Raw genomic sequence first — 18,704 nt, forward strand, 5'->3', positions numbered from 1 at the left:
TCCACGGATACCTCGGCGACGTCCCGCCCGCCGAGTTCGAGCACGCGTTCTATGCTGTCCAAGCCGACCGCGAACAGCTGGTCGGAATCAAATAGCGCGAGTCTCCATCAAACCCAGGGCGCTTCAGCGAGTCGCCTTTGCGGCTCGTCGTGCGAGCTTTCCCTAGGCCTGTTGAGCGAGTTCTTCCTTAGGCCCGCTGCGCGAGCATTTCCTTAGGCCTGTTGAGCGAGCTCTTCCTTCGGCCAGTTGAGTGGGTTCTTCCTTAGGCCAGTTGAGCGAGCGGAGCGAGTCGAAACAGACATGCACACATGTTTCGACTCGCTGCGCTCGCTCAACAAGCCTTGAGGAGGACTCAACAAGCCTGCGGGAGACTCACCGAGCGCGGGCAAGCGGTCAGACGCGCGGACGCGTCGTGGCGGTCAGATGCGGATAGCCCTTGCGGCGGTTCAGGATCGACAGGTCGTATCCGTCGGCCACCCGGTCGGTGTACATGTTCACCTTCGCGGGCAACAGGATCGGCTTCCCGAAGCGGACCGAGTACACGACCGATTCGGGGAGCTGAGCCTCGACGTTCGCGAGCACGGCGGCCGCACTCCACATGCCGTGGGCGATGGCGCGGCTGAAGCCGAAGGCCTTCGCCGTCAGGTCGGCCATGTGGATCGGGTTCCGGTCGCCCGAGGCGTTCGCGTACTGGCGGATCAGACCGAGGTCGACGCTGACTACGCGATCGGGCGGCGGCGGTGCGACGTCCTTGGGCGCCGGGCCTCGTTCGGCGTCCGACAGGCTCGTGCGCTGCTGCTTGAGGAATGTGCCGGTCTGGACGGCGACCAGTTCGCGGCCGACGCGGAACTCCGAGACCACGTCCACCAGCATGCCCTTGCGGTGCTCCCGGAGGTTCTCGGCGTGAGTCGAGACGGTCAGCGGCTCGTCGACGCCGATGGCCCGGATCCGCTCGATCCGGTTCTCCAGATGCACCGCGCCGACCGCGCCGAACGGGAAGTCCGGCGAGACCATCACGGTCATCGCGAGCGGGAACTGCAGAACGAACAGGTATGTCAACGGTACCTGCGCACCGAACTGCAGACCCGTGGTGCGGCAGTACTCCTTGAGCTGCGCCTCGTCGACGCGCAGGTTCTCGATCCGGTAGACGGTGTCGGGCAGTGACGCGTCCGCGCTGACGCGGGCCGGCTTGCCGATCACCGGGAGCATCGCGCTCACGGCTTTCGGGTAGATCTGGCCCGCGCCCGGCAGGGACGTCAGAGTGACGGTCTTGGTCATGGCAGGGTCCCGTCAGGCGCCGAGGAGGCTCTGACCGCACACGCGGACGACATTGCCGGTGACCGCGTTGGACGCCGGGTTGGCGAAGTACGCCACGGTCTCGGCGACGTCGACGGTCTGTCCGCCCTGCTGCAGCGAATTCATGCGACGGCCCACCTCGCGCGTGGCGAGCGGGATGGCGGCGGTCATCGCGGTCTCGATGAAGCCCGGGGCGACGGCGTTGATGGTGATGCCCTTCTCAGCCAGGATCGGGGCGTAGGTGTCGACGAGGCCGATCACGCCGGCCTTCGACGCGCCGTAGTTGGTCTGGCCGCGGTTGCCCGCGATGCCCGCGATGGAGGAGACGTCGACCACGGCGCCGCCCGACCGGAGGGCCTTGCGCTCGACCAACTCGTTCACCAGCGTCTGCGGTGCGATCAGGTTCACGCTGATGACCGAGTTCCAGCGGCCGGCGTCCATGTTCGCGAGCAGCTTGTCGCGCGTGATGCCCGCATTGTTGACGATGATGTCCAGGCCGCCGTGACGCTCGAGAACGTGCTCGGCGACCTTGGCTCCCGCGTCCTCGGCGGTCACGTCGAGCGGCAGCGCGGTGCCGCCCACCTTGTTCGCCGTCTCGCTGAGGGCCTCGCCCGCGGCCGGGACGTCGGCGGCGATGACATGGGCGCCGTCGCGCGCCAGCACCTCGGCGATCGTGGCGCCGATGCCGCGTGCGGCACCGGTGACCAGGGCCACCTTGCCGGCGAGGGGCTTGTCCCAGCTCTCCACCGAAGCGGCGTCGGCGGCGCCGACCCGGATCACCTGGGCGTCGACGTAGGTCGACTTGGCCGACAGCAGGAAGCGGAGGGTCGACTCGAGACCGGACAGGCCGGTCTTGGCGTCGGGCGAGACATAGACCAGCTGGGCGGTGGCGCCGTTGCGGAGCTCCTTGCCGAGCGAGCGGGTGAAGCCCTCGAGTGCGCGCTGCGCGACGTGCTCGTCGGGCTCAGCGGTCAGCTCGGGTGTGGTGCCCAGCACCACGAAGCGCGCCGAGTTGCCCACCGAACGCATGATCGGCGTGAAGAACTCGAAGAGCTGCTCGAGATCGGCGGGCTTGGAGATGCCGGTGGCGTCGAAGACCGCGGCGCCGAGCTTGTCGGCGCTGCGTCCGCCGGCGTTGTTCTCGACCAGCGTGTAGTCGTCGCCCGCGCTGAGGATCTCCCGCACCGGCTCCACCAGACGTCCGGCGCCGCCGAGCAGGACCGGACCGGCGAGAGCGGGCTGAGACGGCGAGTACCGACGCAGTGCCGGCGGCTGCGGAAGACCGACGCGCGAAGCGATGAAAGCGCCCGGGCCGCTGTTGACGATGGACGAATACAGGTCGGTGTTGCCTGCCACGACTATCTCCTTCGATGTCTGTGAAACGAATCCGTGTCCCGTGTCGGGTACCGGTCCTGCCGGAGACCCTAAGCGGATGCCGCCGACGAGCAGTAGCCCGCTCGTCTGTGACATGTGCCGCAGGTTCAGGAGTCGACAATTAACTTACTCGGGAGTAAGAATACTCTCAAGGTCGATCTGTCGACATCCGAGACTCTCCAGGAGAAGTTGTGGCCTCGTACACGCCCCGCCAGCCGGAAACCCGTCAGCAGCGCCCGGTCGCCATCCTCGGCGGCAATCGCATTCCGTTCGCGCGTCAAGACCGCGCGTACGCGACCGCGAGCAATCAGGACATGTTCACCGCCGCCCTCCAGGGGCTGGTCAGCCGTTTCAGCCTGCAGGGCGAGCAACTCGGCATGGTCGCCGGCGGCGCGGTGCTCAAGCATTCGCGTGACTTCAACCTCATCCGCGAGTCGGTGCTCGGTTCGTCGTTGTCGCCCTACACCCCGGCGGTGGACGTCCAGCAGGCGTGCGGCACCGGTCTCCAGGCCATTCAGATCGTGGCCGACGGTATCGCCGCAGGCCGCTACGACGTCGCGATCGGCGGCGGCGTCGACACCACCTCCGACGCCCCGATCGGCGTCTCCGAGGACATGCGCAGGCAGATGCTCGAGGTGAACCGGGCCAAGAGCACCGTGGACCGGATCAAGGCCGCACTCGGTCTGGCGACCAAGCTGGGCATCGAGATCCCGCGCAACGGCGAGCCGCGTACCGGCCTGTCGATGGGCGAGCACGCCGCCATCACCGCCAAGGAGTTCGGCATCAGCCGCGCCGAGCAGGACGAGCTGGCCGCCGCCAGCCACCAGAAGATGGGCGCCGCCTACGACCGCGGCTTCTTCGACGACCTCATCACCCCGTTCATGGGCCTCACCCGCGACGAGAACCTCCGTCCGAACTCGTCGGTGGAGAAGCTGGCCACCCTCAAGCCGGTCTTCGGCGTGAGCCTGGGCGACGCCACCATGACCGCGGGCAACTCCACCCCGCTCACCGACGGCGCGTCGGCCGTCCTGCTCGCCACCGACGAGTGGGCCGCCGAGAAGAACCTCCCGGTGCTGGCCTACCTGCGCGACACCGAGACCGCCGCGGTGGACTACGTGAACGGCCCCGACGGGCTGCTCATGGCACCGACTTACGCGGTCCCCCGCCTGCTGCAGCGCAACGGCCTCACCCTGGCCGACTTCGACTTCTTCGAGATCCACGAGGCTTTCGCCTCCGTGGTCCTGGCGACCCTGCAGGCGTGGGAGTCGGAGGAGTACTGCACCGAGCGTCTCGGCCTGGACGGGGCGCTGGGCTCGATCGACCGCAGCAAGCTCAACGTCAACGGCTCCTCGCTGGCCGCCGGGCACCCGTTCGCCGCCACCGGCGGCCGGATCATCGCGCAGGCCGCCAAGCAGATCAAGGAGAACGGCGGCGGTCGTGCGCTGGTGTCGATCTGCGCCGCGGGCGGCCAGGGCGTCACGGCCATCGTCGAAGGCTGATCCCCGCATCGGATCGCAGGCCCCGGTCGGCCGCCGCACGGCGCTGACCGGGGCCTTCGCGATCATCGATGAGAACTCCGAAGTTTTTTCCGCGGATGTGTAACGCCCCCGCACCCGCCACCTATAAACCGGATAGCTCCGGCTGAACCGCCAGACCCCCGACCCGGCGGTTCAGCCGGAGCTCTTGTTCCCGGCTAGGATTCGACAGTTGTGACCTCTTCCGACGATCGCTCCGATCACCGCCGGTGGGTCGCCCGCGCGCTCATCGGCGCGCTGCTGCTCGTCGGCGCGATCTTCGGGATCGACGCGATCCTCACTCACGGCCACACGGCCCGCGGCGCACACATCGCCGAGTTCGATCTGGGCGACCTCACCGAAGATCAGGCGCGCGCGAAGCTCACCGGACTGACGGTGGCCGCACACAGCCCGGTCTCGGTACGCACCGACTCCGGCTCGGCGCAGATCGATCCGGCCGCGCTCGGTGCCGATTTCGACGTCGAAGCAACGCTCGCGCGCCTCATGGACCAGCCGCGCAATCCCTGGGACCGATTCCTCGGCATGATCGGCCTCTCCCGCGATGTGGCCCCGGTCGTCTCGCTCGACGACGCCGACTTCAACGCGGCGCTCGACGAGCATCGGGAGTCGCTCGAGAAGGCGGCCGTCGAGGGCGGTGTCCATTTCGACGGTCTGCAACCGGTCGGCGACTTCCCGTCCAAGGGACTGCGTATCAAGCGCGAGGCCGCGAAGCAGGCCATCGCCGACAACTGGCTCAGCGGTCACCCGATCGACCTCGAGATGGAGCCCTTCTCGCCGACCGTCTCGGCTGAGATGGTTCAGGCCACACTCGACGGGCCGGCCCAGAACGTGACGGCGTCGGCGGTCCCGCTCGCCGGACGCGGAGCGCGAGTGATCGTCTCACCGCGGGAGGCGGGCGCGCTCGTGTCGTTCGTGCCCGACGGCCACGGCGGTCTGACCCCGCACGTGGATCCCAAGAAGGCGCGGGAAGTCCTCGGCGACCGCGCAGCCAAGACCGAGTCGACCCCGGTCGATGCGAGTTTCCGGCTGACCGGCGGCGCGCCCGTCGTGGTGCCGTCGTCCGACGGCGCCGCGGTCGACTGGACCCGGACAGCCGCCGAGATCGAGAAGCTGGCTGTCTCCGCCGACTCCCGATCGGGCCGGGTGGCCTACAAGATCACCCGACCCAAGGTCGACACGAAGCGGGCGAAGAAGCTGGGGGTGAAGGAAGTCGTGTCCGAGTTCACCACCGGCGGGTTCAGCGGACCGTCGGGGGAGAACATCCGGCTCGTCGCCGAAGAGGTGGACGGCGCGCTGGTGCTGCCCGGCCAGACCTTCTCGCTCAACGGTTATACCGGACCGCGCGGGACGGCCCAGGGCTACGTCGAGTCGGGGATCATCGATCACGGCCGTCCGTCCGAGGCGGTCGGCGGCGGCATCTCGCAGTTCGCCACGACGCTGTACAACGCCTCGTACTTCGCCGGGCTGGAGGACGTCGCCCACACCGAGCACAGCTACTACATCTCGCGCTATCCCGAGGCGCGCGAGGCCACGGTGTTCGAGGGCGCCATCGATCTGCAGTTCAAGAACAACACGCCGTACGGGATCGTCATCGACACGTCGTGGACGCCGTCGAGCATCACCGTCCGGATGTGGAGCACCAAGACGGTCGAGGTCCAATCGGTGACGGGCGACCGCACCGATCCGACCTCACCGACGACCGTGGAGGTCCCGGCGGGGCAGAGCTGTGTGCCCAGCAGCGGTCAGCCCGGCTTCACCGCGTCCAACACCAGGATCATCCGCAGTCTCAAGACCGGCCAGGAGACCTACCGGCACACCCGGACCGTCAAGTACGACCCGGAACCGGTGGTCCGCTGCCGCTGATCGGCCCTGCGGAAGCCGCGGACTGAAACGTGTTTCAGCCCCGGCGCTGTGCTGCCGGTCACCGGCAGATATGCTCCCCGACATGGATATCAATGGAGCAAGTGCAATCGTGACCGGAGGTGCCTCGGGCATCGGCGCCGCGACGGCTCGCCGGCTCGCCGCGCGGGGCGCCAAGGTCGTCATCGCCGACCTGAAGGCCGAGGACGGCGAGGCCCTGGCCAAGGAGATCGACGGCGTCTTCGTCGCTGTCGACGTCACCGACACCGCACAGATCGAGGCGGCGGTCAACAAGGCTGTCGAGCTCGGACCGCTGAAGGCCGTGGTCAACTCGGCCGGTATCGGCTGGGCCCAGCGCACCATCGGCCGCGACGGCGAGTTCGCCTCGGCGCACAACCTGGACCTCTACAAGAAGGTCATCGCGATCAACCTGATCGGTACCTTCGACACGGTCCGCCTCGCCGCCACCGCGATGAGCCGCAACGAGCCGAATGCGAACGGAGAGCGCGGCGCCATCGTCAACCTCGCATCCGTCGCGGCCTTCGACGGCCAGATCGGCCAGGCCGCGTACTCGTCGTCGAAGGGCGGCGTGGTCGGCATGACGCTGCCGGTCGCCCGCGACCTGTCGGCGGCGGGCATCCGCGTGAACTGCATCGCCCCCGGCCTGATCGACACCCCGATCTACGGCTCGGGTCCGGAGTCGGAGGCGTTCAAGGCCAAGCTCGGCGAGAGCGTGCTGTTCCCGAAGCGACTGGGCGTGCCGGACGAGCTCGCGTCGATGGTCGAGGAGCTCATCACGAACTCGTACATGAACGCCGAGGTGGTCCGCGTGGACGGCGGCATCCGGATGCCACCGAAGTAGAGTCTCCGCACCGGATCGACGCCTGCGACGGCCCCGCACGAATGCGGGGCCGTCGCTCGTCTTTCAGCGGTGCTCGGCCGGCGGTCGCAGCCGCAGTGCGCGGGCGGTCTCGGCCGTCGCGCGGCGCACGTCGTCGTGGGTCCACTCCTCGACGCGCAGATCGGGCACTGCCGCGTGCAGGTCCTCTGCCCACCGCTGCGACCATTCGGCGGGGAAGGCGCGTCGGAGCAGATCGATCATGATCGGCACGGCCGTCGATGCACCCGGCGATGCGCCGAGCAGTCCGGAGACCTGCCGGTCGGCGCTCACGATCAACTCGGTGCCCTGCTGCAGCACTCCGGCGACTCCCGGGCCGGGCGTGACGAGCTGCGCGCGCTGGCCGGCGTGCACCAGGGTCCAGTCCGCGTCGCGGGCCTCGGGGAGGTACCGCTGGAGCTGTGCGAAGCGTTTCGCGCGCCCCGCGAGCAGTTCGGAGACGAGGTACCGGACGAGATCCAGGTTCGTCGCCGCGGCCGACATCACGGTCCACAGATTCCGCGGATGCAGTGTGGCGAAGAAGTCCCACAGGTGCCCGCCCTTGAGCAGCCGGGTGCTGAACGTGGCGTACGGGCCGAACATCAGATGGTCGCGGCCGCGAACGGTCCGGCGATCCAGATGCGGCACAGACATCGGCGGGGCGCCGATCGGGGCCTGCCCGTAGACCTTGCCGTCGTGCCGTGCGACCACCTCCGGCGCGTCGCACCGGAGGAAGGCCGCTCCGACCGGCAACACCCCGTAGCGGCTCACCTCGTCGAGCTTCGCTTTCTGCAACTGCCGCAGGGCCTGTCCGCCCGCGCCGACGAAGACATGCCGAGCGCGGATGCGGAAGCGGCCCGCCCGACCGCGGCCGGTGACGGTGGACCGGCCGTGAGCGTCGCGGGCGATCCGGCGCACCCGATGGCCGAACAGGACCTCGGCACCGGAGGTCTCGAGCAGACCCGTCGACAGCGCCCCGAAGTCGACGTCCGTCCCGTCCGGATGCCGCGTGGCGGCGATCGGTCCGGGCGCGCGACCGTCGGTCACCAGTGGGGCCCATGCGCCGACGGGATCGTCGGTGAATTCGAGGCGGTCGAAGAGCGGCGACCGGCGCAGTGTGGCGTGACGGCGCCGCAGGTAGTCGGTGTCCCCGTCGAAGACGACGCTCAGGTGCCCGGTGGTGTGGATGAACGACGCGGGGTCGAGCCCGCCGGCCGCTGCCAGATGTGCCCACCATTCGCGGGTCAGGAGGAACTGCGCCGCGATCGACTCGGCCTTCGCGGAGTCCTCCGGGTCGGGCATGTAGTTGAGTTCGCAGAAGCCCGAGTGGCCGGTGCCCGCGTTGTTCCACGGATCGCTGCTCTCGGTTGCGGCGCGATCGGCGGCTTCCAGCACCACCACCGACCACTCGGGTTCCAGGTGACCGAGCATCGAGGCCAGGGTGGCGGACATGATGCCCGCGCCCACCAGGACGACGTCGGCGTCGGGAAGGTCGACGGCTGCGGTACGGATTCTCATCGGGCTCTCCTTCGCGTCGAGGTGACGTATTCGATGCTCGTCCGCCGCTAATGATCCGTCTAATGTGATTCGTCTGGAATATGATCCGATTGTGCATGAATGGACCGGGGAGCTGTCCCCTCGGCTGCGCGCGCTGACCGCACTCGAATCCCACGGCGGTTCGATGACCGCCGCGGCGGCTGCGCTCGGCGTCTCGCAGAGTTCGATGAGCAGGCGCCTGCACGCGCTCGAAGCGCAGATGGGCGTTCCGTTGTTGATCAAAGACGGACGCAAGGTGCGGTTGACTCCGGCCGCGCTGTCGTTGGTCGCCGACATCCGCGCACCGCTCGCCGCGCTCGAACACGCTGTGGAGCGCGCGGTCGACGCAGGAGACGGGAGCACCGGATCGGTTCGTTTCGGCTTTCCGCTGACGATGGGTTCCGGCGAGGTGCCCGAACTGCTGGCGGCCTTCCACCACCGCAATCCGGGGATCCGCCTGGAGCTCAAACAGGCTCACGGCGCACAGTTGGTGGCCGATCTGCAGTCCGGGGAGCTCGATCTCGCGATCACCATTCCGCTCGCGCACGAGGTGGAGCACGCGATGGTCGGCTCACAGGAGATCGTCGTGGCGGTACCCGAGAATCACTGGAGTGCGCGGCGTTCCTCGGTGGCGCTCGCGGAGCTGTCGGGCGAAGACTTCATCGCGAACCCGGAGACGTATCATCTGCGGCGCGCGACGCAGGAGTGGTGCGCCGCGGCGGGATACACGCCGAGGGTCGCGATCGAGATCACCGAGTTCGCGACCGCCCGCGAGTTCGTCGAACGAGGTCTGGGCATCGCGTTGCTGCCGCGGGCCGGGCGCCCGATCGCCGGCGTGGCCGAGGTCCCGGTGGCGCCGGAGACGCTGCGCCGCGACATCGGGCTGGCCTGGGCCTCGACGATCCGTACGCCGGCTGTGGAGAGATTGAGCCGATTCCTCCGGGAGAACCTGCCGGTGCGACCGCCCGCGTGAGCATTCCCCGATACGCTTCGACCATGCGGAATCTGGTGCTGTCGGTGATCGGGGACGACCGTCCGGGGCTGGTGTCGGCGCTCGCCGATGCGGTCGCCGCGCAGGGCGGCAATTGGGAGCGCAGTCAGCTGGCACAACTCGCGGGCAAGTTCGCGGGCATCGTCGTCGCGGCGGTTCCCGACGAGCGCGCCGACGCACTGATCGCCGCGGTCACCGGACTGGACGGGCTGCTGGAGGTGGCGGTCCATTCGGCGGACGGCGCCGAACCGAGCACCGCCGATTGGCCGGCGCTCACGATCGGACTGCTCGGGAACGATCGTCCCGGCATCGTTCACGAACTCTCGGCGGCGCTGAGCGCCGGCGGGGTCTCGATCGAGAAGATGACGACCGGCACCCGGGAGGCCCCGATGGCCGGTGGGATGCTGTTCGAGGCGGAGTTGGAGGTCCGGCTGCCGCCGAATGTCGACCCCGCGCGCATCCGTGCCGATCTGGAGCGGATCGCGGAGGAACTGCTCGTCGATCTCGGCATCGAGGGCTGACGGGTCCTTCCGCCCTAGGCACCGGCCGCGGGCACCCGATCCGGCCGACCGCCTCGGAGGCCGAGCACCGCTGCCGTGAAGCACGCCAGGGCCACGGCACCGGCGAACCACGGGAACACCTCGGCGGTTCCGTACGACGACGACAGCGCCCCGGCGATGACGGTCGGAACGCCCATCGCCAAGTAGCCGAGCAGGTAGTACGCGCTCATCACCCGGCCGCGCGCATCCGGGGGCGTGACGTCGTTCAGATGCCGCAGAGACCCTCCGAAGGCCAGACCGAAGGCCGCGCCGAGCACGATGGAATCGACGATCACGAATGCCGTCGACCCGGTGTGCAGCGCCCAGATCGCCGACAGCAGTGCGACGATCATCCCCAGGTCGCCGGTGATGGCGGCGGTGCGGGGATCGAGCCGGCCGCCCACCCACTGGGACGCCGCGGAGGCAGCGGCCATCACGGCCACGACGACGCCGACGAAGATCACCGACGTGTGGCCGGTGGCGTGCTGGGTCAGCGCGGGGTAGAGGCTCAGGAAGACGCCGAGGACCGACCACGCCGTCATGATGCCGATTCCGGAGAACCAGAAGTCGGAGGTGATCTCCTTCGGGATCGACGGACGCTGCAGGCGGATGCGGCCGCCGGTGCGTTCGGTGTGCGGTTCCACGAGTGCGATCACGGCGACCAGCATCACCACGACCACGGCGCCGACGATCGCGAAGGGCACGCGCAGCGGGTTCGACGCCCACTGCGCCGCGGCGGCGGCACCGAAGACGGTGATCGTGATCCCCACGTTGAGGGCGATACCGCTGGCCATGCCGTTGCGGGCGCCGTCGCGCGGTCGGACGTCGAGCAGTGCCGCGCCCGCCACCACGGTGATGGCACCGATCGCGCCTCCGTGCAGGAAGCGGGCGATCATCAGCTCCCACGCATCGGTGGCGATGAGGAACAGGCCGAGTCCGGCGAGGATGGAGATCAGTGCGGCGATGAGCACGGGTTTGCGGCCCACGGCGTCGGAGACCGGGCCCACGGTCAGCGCCGATCCGAGCGCGCCGATCGCGTACACCGCGAAGACGATGGTGATCGTCAGCGGGCTCATATGCCATTCCGACTGGTAGATCGGATAGAGCGGCGACGGCAGTCCGGAGCAGCCCAGTGCCAGCGCGAGAAGCGCGAGCAGGAGCAGGTACGACCACGCCTGCGGATGCGTGGTCCGCTCCACCGGTCGGTCGGTGACGGTGCTGCTGGTCATGGCGTCCTCGAGTATGTTTGATAGAGATCGAACAGTGACGACAGTACCGCAACTGTTCGACAACCATCAAACTGTTTTCGAGGAGGTGGACCCGTGACGGGGACGACTGCGCGGTTGGACGTCGCCGACCTGCACGCGGTGCTGAGCGCGTTGGCCGATCCGGTCCGTCTGGAGATGGTGCGGCGGTTGAGCCGCGCGGGCGCGCCCGTCTCGTGCGCCGGGTTGTACGACACCGTCACGAAGGCCACCGCGAGCCATCACTTCAAGATCTTGCGCGAGGCGGGCGTGATCGAGCGCCGACCCGCCGGCCAGGGAGCCGAGTACGTGCTGCGCGACGCCGAGATGGAAGCCGCCTACCCGGGACTGCTGACCGCGGTGATCGCGGCTGCGAACGCGCGGTAGCGGATCGTCGCTACGCGGTGAGCACCACCTTCAGCGCCTTGGTCTCCGCGGCGCGTTCGAAGACGTCATAGGCATCCATCATGTCGTGCAGTGCGAACCGGTGGCTGATGAACACGTCCGGGTCGATCTTCCGCTGCGCCACCATCTTGAGCAGGGTGCCGAGGGTGTCGGTGTTCACCAGTCCCATCGTCATCGTCACGTTGGTGATCCAGAGATCCTGCAGCGGCAGGTCGACGCCGGTGCCGTGCACGCCGACGTTCGCGACGTGTCCCGCCGGGCGCACGATATCCAGGCACATGTTCCAGGTCTGCGGCACTCCGACCGCTTCGATGGCGACGTCGACGCCGAGGCCGTCGGTCATCGCGAGGATCTGCTCGCGCCAGTCGTCGTCGGACGATACGACGCCGTCCGTGGCGCCGAACCTGCGGGCCTGCTCGACGCGGCCTGCATCCACATCGACGGCGATGACGCGGCTCGGGCCGTAGAGTCCCGCCGTGGCGATGGCGGCCAGGCCGACGGGGCCGGCACCGATGACCGCGACCACGTCCCCGGGCTTCACCGCGCCGTAGCGGACGCCGATCTCGTGACCGGTCGGAAGGATGTCCGAGAGGACGACGCCCTGTTCCGGACGCATGGTGTCGGGCAGCCGGTACACGGAGGTCTCCGCGTAGGGCACACGGACGTACTCGGCCTGCGTCCCGTCGATGAGGTGGCCGAAGATCCAGCCGATCCCCGAGGTGCCCTCGTCGCCGAGGCAGTGCGAGAACACGCCCTGCTTGCAATAGGCGCACTTACCGCACGCGCTGATGCAGGAGATGATCACCTGATCGCCGACAGACAGCGTGGTCACCGCCGCGCCGACCTCGGTGATCGTCCCGACGCCCTCGTGGCCGAGGATGCGTCCCGGCGTGACAGCGGGGACGTCGCCCTTCAGAATGTGCAGGTCGGTGCCGCAGATCGTCGTCGCGTCGATCTTCACGATGACATCGGTGGGCGCCTGGATCCGGGGTTCGGGCACGTCGTCCCACGACTTGTTCCCGGGCCCGTGATAGACGAGTGCTTTCATTGCCTCGCGCTCCAATCGGACGAAGTTCCCCCGATCCGACCGTAGACCGGATTCGGTGACGAGAGAACCCCGCCGGGAAACTGGCTGCTCCCGGCGGGGTCCCTGCGCTTGCGCCGGTCGGAGTGGACCGGATCTGAACCGCCCGATCAGAACGCGGCTTCGTCGAGCTCCATCAGGTCGTTGTCGACGTTGTTCTCGACGATCTGGCGAACGGAGCTCAGCAGCGGCAGCATGTTCTTCGCGAAGAACACACCCGAGGCCACCTTGCCCTCGTAGAACGCCTTGTCGTCACCGGAGGCACCGGCGTCGAGCGCGGCCTGCGCGACGACGGCCTGACGCAGCAGCAGCCAGCCGATCAGCAGATCGCCGACGGCCATCAGGAAGCGGACCGACGCGGTGCCGATCAGGTACAGCTGCTTCGGATCCTCCTGCGCGCTCATCAGCCAGCCGGTGAGCTTGGCGGCCATGGCCTGGACGTCCTCGTTGGCGGTCTTGAGCAGTGCGCGCTCGGCCGCAAACTGTTCGCCACCGTTGCCCTGGCCGTTGTCGATGAAGTCCTGGATCTGGCCCGCGACGTGGGCCAGTGCCTGGCCCTTGTCGCGGATGATCTTGCGGAAGAAGAAGTCCTGCGCCTGGATGGCGGTGGTGCCCTCGTACAGCGAGTCGATCTTCGAGTCCCGGATGTACTGCTCGATCGGGTAGTCCTGCAGGAAGCCCGAACCGCCCAGCGTCTGCAGGGACTCGGTCAGCTTCTCGTAGGCACGCTCGGAGCCGACGCCCTTGACGATCGGGAGGAGCAGGTCGTTCACCTTGTGCGCCATCTCGGCGTCCGCGCCGGAGACGATCTTCGCGGCGACGGCGTCCTGGTGCGACGCGGTGTACAGGTACACGGCGCGCAGACCCTCGGCGTAGGCCTTCTGGGTCATCAGCGCGCGGCGCACGTCCGGGTGGTGCGTGATCGTGACGCGCGGAGCGGCCTTGTCGGTCATCTGCGTCAGATCGGCGCCCTGCACGCGCTGCTTGGCGTAATCGAGAGCGTTGAGGTAGCCGGTCGACAGCGTCGAGATGGCCTTGGTGCCGACCATCATGCGGGCGTGCTCGATGACGTCGAACATCTGGGCGATACCCTTGTGGACCTCGCCGACGAGCCAGCCCTTGGCCGGGGTGCCGTGCAGGCCGAAGCTGACCTCACAGGTGGCCGAGGCCTTGATGCCCATCTTGTGCTCGACGTTGGTGACGAAGGCGCCGTTGCGCTCGCCCAGCTCGCCGGTCTCATGGTCGAAGTGAAACTTCGGAACGAAGAACAGCGACAGACCCTTGGTGCCCGGTCCGGCGCCCTCGGGGCGGGCCAGGACCAGGTGGAAGATGTTCTCGGTCATGTCCTGGTCGGCCGAGGTGATGAAGCGCTTGACGCCCTCGATGTGCCAGGTGCCGTCTTCCTGAAGGGTGGCCTTGGTGATGCCCGCGCCGACGTCCGAGCCGGCGTCCGGCTCGGTCAGGACCATGGTGGCGCCCCAACCGCGCTCGGAGCAGATGGCGGCCCACTTCTTCTGCTCGTCGGTGCCGTTGTCGTAGAAGATGTTCGAGAAGCCCGAACCGGCGGCGTACATGAACACCGGCGGGTTGGCGCCCAGGATCATCTCGCCGATCGCCCAGTACAGCGAGCGGGGTGCGGGCAGGCCGCCGAGTTCCTCGTCGACGCCGACCTTGTCCCAGCCGGCCTCGATCAGGGCGTTGTACGACTTCTTGAAGCTGTCGGGAATGGTGACGCTGTGGTCCTCCGGGTTGAAGACCGGGGGATTGCGGTCGGCGTCCGCGAACGAGTCGGCGATGACGCCCTCGGCGAGGTGCTTGACTTCGCGGAGCATGTCGACCGCGGTGTCGTGGTCGAGGTCGCCGAACTCGCCGGAGGCGAGGACCTCGTCGAGCTTGTACATCTCGAAGAGGTTGAAGTGCAGATCGCGCAGGTTGGACTTGTAATGGCCCATGGTTTTCCTTACTCGCTGTTCTAGAAGTTCGTTTCCCGGGGGCGTGGCTCCGGTGGCTGACTCGGTGCCGACTATGTTACTTGCCGGTAACTATTGACAGCGTACCGCTAGCCGTTCAGACGGACAATATGAGTGCGGTGTGGCCCCGCTAACAAATGCAAGCGGACGGCGCCCGGTGCCCGTCAGAGCGATCGCAGATACGCCAGATCGTCGGGAATGCCGTCGGCGGGCGTCTCCAGCACACCGGGTGCACCGGCGGTCTTCATCAACTCGGCGAGCACCTCCGCATCGATCTGGCCGGACTCGAGGTTGGCGTGCCGGTCGCGGCCCGAGTCGAACTCGTCACGCGAGTTGTTCAGATGGATCAGATCGATCCGGCCGGTGATCGACTTGATCCGTTCCACGAGGCCGACGAGGTCTTCACCGCCGGCCCAGGCATGGCAGGTGTCGAGGCAGAACCCGGCCTCGGGGAAGTCTCCGACGGCGTCCCACAGGCGCTCGATCGACTCCAGTGTCCGGGCCATCGCGTGATCGCCGCCCGCGGTGTTCTCGATCAGGATCGGCACCCCGAAGCCGCCCTTGTCCGCCTGTCGTTCGAACAGCTTGCGCCAGTTGGCGAATCCGTCGGCCGCGTCCTCCCCGTCCTTCAGATGGCCCCCGTGCACCACGAGGCCGATCGCGCCGAGGTCGGCGGCCGCCGCGGCCTGCTGCTCCACAGCCTTGCGTGACGGCATCCGCAGGCGGTTGTTCAGGCTCGCCACGTTGATCTGATAGCTCGAGTGCACGACCACGTCGATCGGCGACTCGCGGATCTGCTCGGCGTGCGGATGCGGCTCGGGCTTCTTCCAGCTCTGCGGATCGGTGACGAACATCTGGAAGATGTCGATCCCGAGTTCCTCGGCGGTGGCGACGGGGTTCTCGTCCTGGCGAAGATGGGCTCCGACTCGCATGAACCCAGCCTATCGTCTGGCCGACCGCCTCCGGGGTGGCCGCAAGGAAGACATCCGGTGCACTGACAGCCAATTCCCGGAGAACTTCTATAGAGTTCGCCATGGACGGTGGCACCGTCCTCGACTGGGGCAGGAGGCTCGGGCGTGAGCGTGGACACGGCGTCGCCGGGTACGGCGGGTGGATCCGACCCCGACCCAGACGATCCTCCCGCCGGTGCGGACTCGATCCCGGATCTCCCCCCGGACGACGCGCCCATCGAAGTCGTCGAGGAGAAGGTGCGCGACTTCCGGTTGCTGCGCCGGATCCTGCTGACGATCTGGGCGGTGAGCCTGGCCGTCTACTTCTGGCGGTACGGCATCGCCGCCGACCGGACGAGTCTCATCTTCTTTCTCGCGTTCGGGATGGCGGCCGCCACCATCGGGCGCCGTCGCGTCAGCACCGTGCTGATCGACTGGCTGCCCTTCGTCCTGATCCTGATGCTCTACGACTGGACCCGGAACATCGCGGTGTGGCTCGACATGCCGACGCACTGGCAACTCGCGCCGGACGTCGACCACTGGATCTTCGGGACCAACCCGACCGTCTGGCTTCAGTCGCATCTGAAGGAGTCCTCGCCGCCGTGGTGGGAGGTCATCACCAGCGCGGTCTACATGTCGTACTTCATCGTTCCGTACGCGACCGCCGCGGTGCTGTGGGTGCGCGATCGGGCGCTGTGGCGCCGGTTCGCCGCGTGCTTCATCGCGGTGAGCTTCCTCGGCCTGGTCGGTTACACGCTGGTCCCGGCGGCGCCGCCGTGGGCGGCGGCCCGCTGCACCGTCGCGCAGGTCGCCGACAGTCCGCACGATCCGCCGTGCATGTACCGGGCCGACGTCGAGGTGCCCGGCAACCTGCTCGGTGAGGTGCATCCGGAGAATCCCGGCGCCGAACCGTACGTGGAGCGGATCTCCGACCGCGGCTGGAGTGTGATCGGCTTGGACATGGTGCTGCGGGCGGTCCGGTTCGGTCAGACGAAGTCGAATCTCGTCGCCGCGATCCCGTCCCTGCATGCGGGGCTGACGATGCTGCTCGCGCTGTTCATGTGGCCGCGAACGCGCTGGTTCGGCAAGACGATGTTCATGGGGTACGCGCTCACCATGGCGTTCGCGCTGGTCTACAGCGGCGAGCACTACGTCTTCGACATCCTGCTCGGCTGGGGCCTCGCCGGAGCGGTCTTCACGGCCTATTGGCTCATCGACACCCGGTACATCCTCCCGCGCAATGCGCGCCGGCGGGCGGAGAGAGCAGACGCGGCTAAGCAGGAGCGTCGAGATACGGCTCCGTCTCAATCGTGATCGGCACCCTCGCGGCGATCAGCAGCCGGCACTCGGCCTCGCTGTCGGGGTAGAGGTTGAGCCACTCGTGGCCCGCGCTCCCGTCGGCGTAGACCTTGTCGAGCGCGCGGTGAAGGCGGGCTTCCGTCTCGCGATTGATGATGAAACGACGATCGCCGTACCTGAGATACCTGTTCGTCACGACAGCCTCCGGAAATAGCTCGCTGTGACTTAGAACACTACTCGCCCAGGTGTGGTCGCCGCCGGTTCTCCCGGGTCAGCTCAGTTCGGGGGCCCGGTTGGTGTACGGCTTCACGGTCGTGAAATCGATCATCGCGCGGGTGTTGTCGACGGCGGTCACCATTCCCACCCCGAACTGTCCGTGCTCGTCGTACAGGTTGGCGGTGCCGACGGAGACGCCCGCGTTCTCGATGTGCGAGTCGGCCTCCACGCCGACGCGGACGCCCTCCGGCAATCGGGCGACCGCGACGGTCAGATCGCAGTTGATGAACCCGATACCGCCGTCGCCGATGTTCGTGACCAGGCTCGTCGACTCGGCGGCGATCACCGCGCGCTGGAAGGGCGTCAACTCCTCATCGGGGACGGCGTTGAACGGCCTGCTCCAGATCGTGAGCCGCTCGGAGTTCTGGTACTCGCCCATGTCGTTGGACCACGTCCCGCCCTCGGTCCGGAACCACGGCCGGTAGCCGTCACCGGCGTCGGCGGGCGGGGTGAAGGTCCGCTCCCGCGCGGGGCGCTCCCATCGCTCGCCCGGCGGATTCGAACCCGTCTTCAGGAACACGACGTTGCCGCGCGCGACGAGGATCTCGGCGTCGCCGTCGTACTGCCGTACCGACACCTCGATGACCCGGATGCGGTGACCGTCGCGCAGGACGGTCGTGGTGGGCACGGTGGGCAGCCGTCGTGCGCTCTTGAACAACTCGAGGGTGAACCGTGCGGGAGTGAAATCGGCACTGCCGCCAGCGTTCTCGGCGGCGCGGGCGGCGATCGCGCAGACCGACGGTCCGTTCAGCGCGTCCGGGCCCCACAGTCCCACCGCATACCCGGTGGGGTCGTACCGACCGGCGCCGTCGACGGTGAAGAAGGCCTTATCAGTCATAGGTCTGCACGCTACGCTGCGTGCATGACCACTCAAGCATCGCCGTCGGTTCTCCCGAACGACGCGGTCGGCGCCGTGCGGACCTTCGTCATCTTCTCCTCGCTCGTCGGAATCGCGCTGGGCATCGTCGCGCTCGTCTGGCCCGCCGCGACACTGGCCGTGATCGGTGTGCTGTTCGGCATCTCGCTCATCGTCGCCGGGCTCTTCCGGCTCTTCGTCGCCTTCGCGCTGACCCGGGCGACCGCGGGGACCCGGCTGCTCCTCGGCGTGTTCGGCGGAATCGTGCTCGCCGTCGGCGTACTCGCCACCATCAACCCGTCCAAGTCGCTGGTGCTCCTGGGTGTCTTCATCGGCATCGGATGGATCATCGGCGGTCTGCAGGATCTGCTCGGGTCGCGCTTCACGGTCACCATGGCGCCCCGCTGGTTGGTGATGCTCTCGGGTGTGGTCTCGGTGCTCGCGGGTATCGCGATGATCGTGCTGCCCGCCGTCTGGACCCTCTCGACCATCCTGTGGATCCTCGCGGTGCTGCTCATCGTGGTCAGCGTCGTCACGCTGTTCACCGTGCCGGGCAAGGTCAGCGCGCTGGCCGCCAGGATCGAGCGTGAGGAACCGGTGATCTGACCGAGC

At 68.1% G+C, this 18,704-nt stretch carries 17 protein-coding genes; 8 read left to right on the forward strand and 9 right to left on the reverse strand.

The genetic code is table 11. The features are described from left to right. Positions 1–393 precede the first annotated feature (393 nt). Together ABFX36_RS16790 and ABFX36_RS16795 are read right to left on the reverse strand one after the other, a co-directional pair. A complete protein-coding gene (locus ABFX36_RS16790; protein ID WP_006897042.1) occupies positions 394–1,278 on the reverse strand; it encodes a MaoC/PaaZ C-terminal domain-containing protein in 885 nt (294 codons plus the stop codon). A 12-nt stretch (positions 1,279–1,290) separates the two neighbouring features. Continuing rightward, positions 1,291–2,658 carry a 3-oxoacyl-ACP reductase gene (locus ABFX36_RS16795; RefSeq protein ID WP_346077524.1) on the reverse strand — a complete coding sequence of 456 codons (1,368 nt, stop codon included), beginning with the start codon at positions 2,656–2,658 and terminating at the stop codon, positions 1,291–1,293. 203 nt (positions 2,659–2,861) lie between these two features. On the opposite strand from ABFX36_RS16795, the gene ABFX36_RS16800 reads away from it, so the two are divergent. The 3 genes from ABFX36_RS16800 to ABFX36_RS16810 all read left to right on the forward strand — a co-directional run bounded on the left by ABFX36_RS16800 (position 2,862) and on the right by ABFX36_RS16810 (position 6,927). Then, positions 2,862–4,169 (forward strand): acetyl-CoA C-acetyltransferase, encoded by a 1,308-nt coding sequence (locus ABFX36_RS16800; RefSeq protein ID WP_006897040.1) that lies wholly within the window; start codon positions 2,862–2,864, stop codon positions 4,167–4,169. A gap of 210 nt (positions 4,170–4,379) precedes the next feature. Next, positions 4,380–6,068 (forward strand): VanW family protein, encoded by a 1,689-nt coding sequence (locus ABFX36_RS16805; protein WP_346077487.1) that lies wholly within the window; start codon positions 4,380–4,382, stop codon positions 6,066–6,068. 82 nt (positions 6,069–6,150) lie between these two features. Then, positions 6,151–6,927, forward strand: a complete 777-nt coding sequence (locus tag ABFX36_RS16810) for an SDR family NAD(P)-dependent oxidoreductase (protein WP_039867696.1) — start codon at positions 6,151–6,153, stop codon at positions 6,925–6,927. Positions 6,928–6,990: 63 nt separating this feature from the next. Here ABFX36_RS16810 and ABFX36_RS16815 read toward each other — a convergent pair whose 3' ends face one another. Continuing rightward, positions 6,991–8,460, reverse strand: a complete 1,470-nt coding sequence (locus ABFX36_RS16815; RefSeq protein ID WP_346077490.1) for a malate:quinone oxidoreductase — start codon at positions 8,458–8,460, stop codon at positions 6,991–6,993. A gap of 91 nt (positions 8,461–8,551) precedes the next feature. Between ABFX36_RS16815 and ABFX36_RS16820 the strand changes: the two genes are divergently transcribed. Both ABFX36_RS16820 and ABFX36_RS16825 read left to right on the forward strand, forming a co-directional pair. After that, the gene (locus tag ABFX36_RS16820; protein ID WP_006897036.1) at positions 8,552–9,451 is read left to right on the forward strand and encodes a LysR family transcriptional regulator; all 900 of its coding nucleotides are present in this window, start codon (positions 8,552–8,554) and stop codon (positions 9,449–9,451) included. A gap of 23 nt (positions 9,452–9,474) precedes the next feature. Next, positions 9,475–9,990, forward strand: a complete 516-nt coding sequence (locus tag ABFX36_RS16825) for a glycine cleavage system transcriptional repressor (protein WP_346077492.1) — start codon at positions 9,475–9,477, stop codon at positions 9,988–9,990. A 14-nt stretch (positions 9,991–10,004) separates the two neighbouring features. Here the strand turns inward: ABFX36_RS16825 and ABFX36_RS16830 are convergent, their stop codons facing one another. Next, complete coding sequence (locus tag ABFX36_RS16830; RefSeq protein ID WP_346077494.1) at positions 10,005–11,237, reverse strand: MFS transporter; 1,233 nt, start codon at positions 11,235–11,237, stop codon at positions 10,005–10,007. A 93-nt stretch (positions 11,238–11,330) separates the two neighbouring features. On the opposite strand from ABFX36_RS16830, the gene ABFX36_RS16835 reads away from it, so the two are divergent. Beyond that, positions 11,331–11,639: an ArsR/SmtB family transcription factor gene (locus ABFX36_RS16835; RefSeq protein WP_006897033.1), complete on the forward strand. Its 309-nt coding sequence runs from the start codon at positions 11,331–11,333 to the stop codon at positions 11,637–11,639. 10 nt (positions 11,640–11,649) lie between these two features. On the opposite strand, the gene ABFX36_RS16840 is transcribed toward ABFX36_RS16835, so the two are convergent. The 3 genes from ABFX36_RS16840 to ABFX36_RS16850 all read right to left on the reverse strand — a co-directional run bounded on the left by ABFX36_RS16840 (position 11,650) and on the right by ABFX36_RS16850 (position 15,643). Further along, positions 11,650–12,705, reverse strand: coding sequence for a zinc-dependent alcohol dehydrogenase family protein (locus tag ABFX36_RS16840; RefSeq protein WP_006897032.1), 1,056 nt, complete (start codon positions 12,703–12,705; stop codon positions 11,650–11,652). Positions 12,706–12,851: 146 nt separating this feature from the next. Beyond that, positions 12,852–14,693: an acyl-CoA dehydrogenase gene (locus tag ABFX36_RS16845; protein ID WP_346077497.1), complete on the reverse strand. Its 1,842-nt coding sequence runs from the start codon at positions 14,691–14,693 to the stop codon at positions 12,852–12,854. Positions 14,694–14,875: 182 nt separating this feature from the next. Then, positions 14,876–15,643, reverse strand: coding sequence for a deoxyribonuclease IV (locus ABFX36_RS16850; protein WP_006897030.1), 768 nt, complete (start codon positions 15,641–15,643; stop codon positions 14,876–14,878). A 144-nt stretch (positions 15,644–15,787) separates the two neighbouring features. On the opposite strand from ABFX36_RS16850, the gene ABFX36_RS16855 reads away from it, so the two are divergent. Further along, a complete protein-coding gene (locus tag ABFX36_RS16855) occupies positions 15,788–16,975 on the forward strand; it encodes a phosphatase PAP2 family protein (protein WP_346077499.1) in 1,188 nt (395 codons plus the stop codon). Here the strand turns inward: ABFX36_RS16855 and ABFX36_RS16860 are convergent. Both ABFX36_RS16860 and ABFX36_RS16865 read right to left on the reverse strand, forming a co-directional pair. After that, positions 16,935–17,156: a hypothetical protein gene (locus ABFX36_RS16860; RefSeq protein WP_346077501.1), complete on the reverse strand. Its 222-nt coding sequence runs from the start codon at positions 17,154–17,156 to the stop codon at positions 16,935–16,937. The genes ABFX36_RS16855 and ABFX36_RS16860 overlap by 41 nt on opposite strands. A gap of 75 nt (positions 17,157–17,231) precedes the next feature. Further along, complete coding sequence (locus tag ABFX36_RS16865) at positions 17,232–18,074, reverse strand: acyl-CoA thioesterase domain-containing protein (protein ID WP_045537229.1); 843 nt, start codon at positions 18,072–18,074, stop codon at positions 17,232–17,234. 24 nt (positions 18,075–18,098) lie between these two features. On the opposite strand from ABFX36_RS16865, the gene ABFX36_RS16870 reads away from it, so the two are divergent. Next, positions 18,099–18,698 (forward strand): HdeD family acid-resistance protein, encoded by a 600-nt coding sequence (locus ABFX36_RS16870; RefSeq protein WP_045537231.1) that lies wholly within the window; start codon positions 18,099–18,101, stop codon positions 18,696–18,698. Positions 18,699–18,704: the final 6 nt, after the last annotated feature.

Source organism: Gordonia cholesterolivorans, from assembly GCF_039531975.1.
Taxonomy (GTDB): Bacteria; Actinomycetota; Actinomycetes; order Mycobacteriales; family Mycobacteriaceae; genus Gordonia; species Gordonia sihwensis.

What these genes read in the sequence shown, in the direction of transcription:
- ABFX36_RS16790 (WP_006897042.1), bottom strand. Translation starts at nt 1,278, where the DNA reads ATGACCAAGACCGTCACTCTGACGTCCCTGCCGGGCGCGGGCCAGATC.
- ABFX36_RS16810 (WP_039867696.1), top strand. Translation starts at nt 6,151, where the DNA reads ATGGATATCAATGGAGCAAGTGCAATCGTGACCGGAGGTGCCTCGGGC.
- ABFX36_RS16815 (WP_346077490.1), bottom strand. Translation starts at nt 8,460, where the DNA reads ATGAGAATCCGTACCGCAGCCGTCGACCTTCCCGACGCCGACGTCGTC.
- ABFX36_RS16825 (WP_346077492.1), top strand. Translation starts at nt 9,475, where the DNA reads ATGCGGAATCTGGTGCTGTCGGTGATCGGGGACGACCGTCCGGGGCTG.
- ABFX36_RS16830 (WP_346077494.1), bottom strand. Translation starts at nt 11,237, where the DNA reads ATGACCAGCAGCACCGTCACCGACCGACCGGTGGAGCGGACCACGCAT.
- ABFX36_RS16840 (WP_006897032.1), bottom strand. Translation starts at nt 12,705, where the DNA reads ATGAAAGCACTCGTCTATCACGGGCCCGGGAACAAGTCGTGGGACGAC.
- ABFX36_RS16845 (WP_346077497.1), bottom strand. Translation starts at nt 14,693, where the DNA reads ATGGGCCATTACAAGTCCAACCTGCGCGATCTGCACTTCAACCTCTTC.
- ABFX36_RS16850 (WP_006897030.1), bottom strand. Translation starts at nt 15,643, where the DNA reads ATGCGAGTCGGAGCCCATCTTCGCCAGGACGAGAACCCCGTCGCCACC.
- ABFX36_RS16865 (WP_045537229.1), bottom strand. Translation starts at nt 18,074, where the DNA reads ATGACTGATAAGGCCTTCTTCACCGTCGACGGCGCCGGTCGGTACGAC.
- ABFX36_RS16870 (WP_045537231.1), top strand. Translation starts at nt 18,099, where the DNA reads ATGACCACTCAAGCATCGCCGTCGGTTCTCCCGAACGACGCGGTCGGC.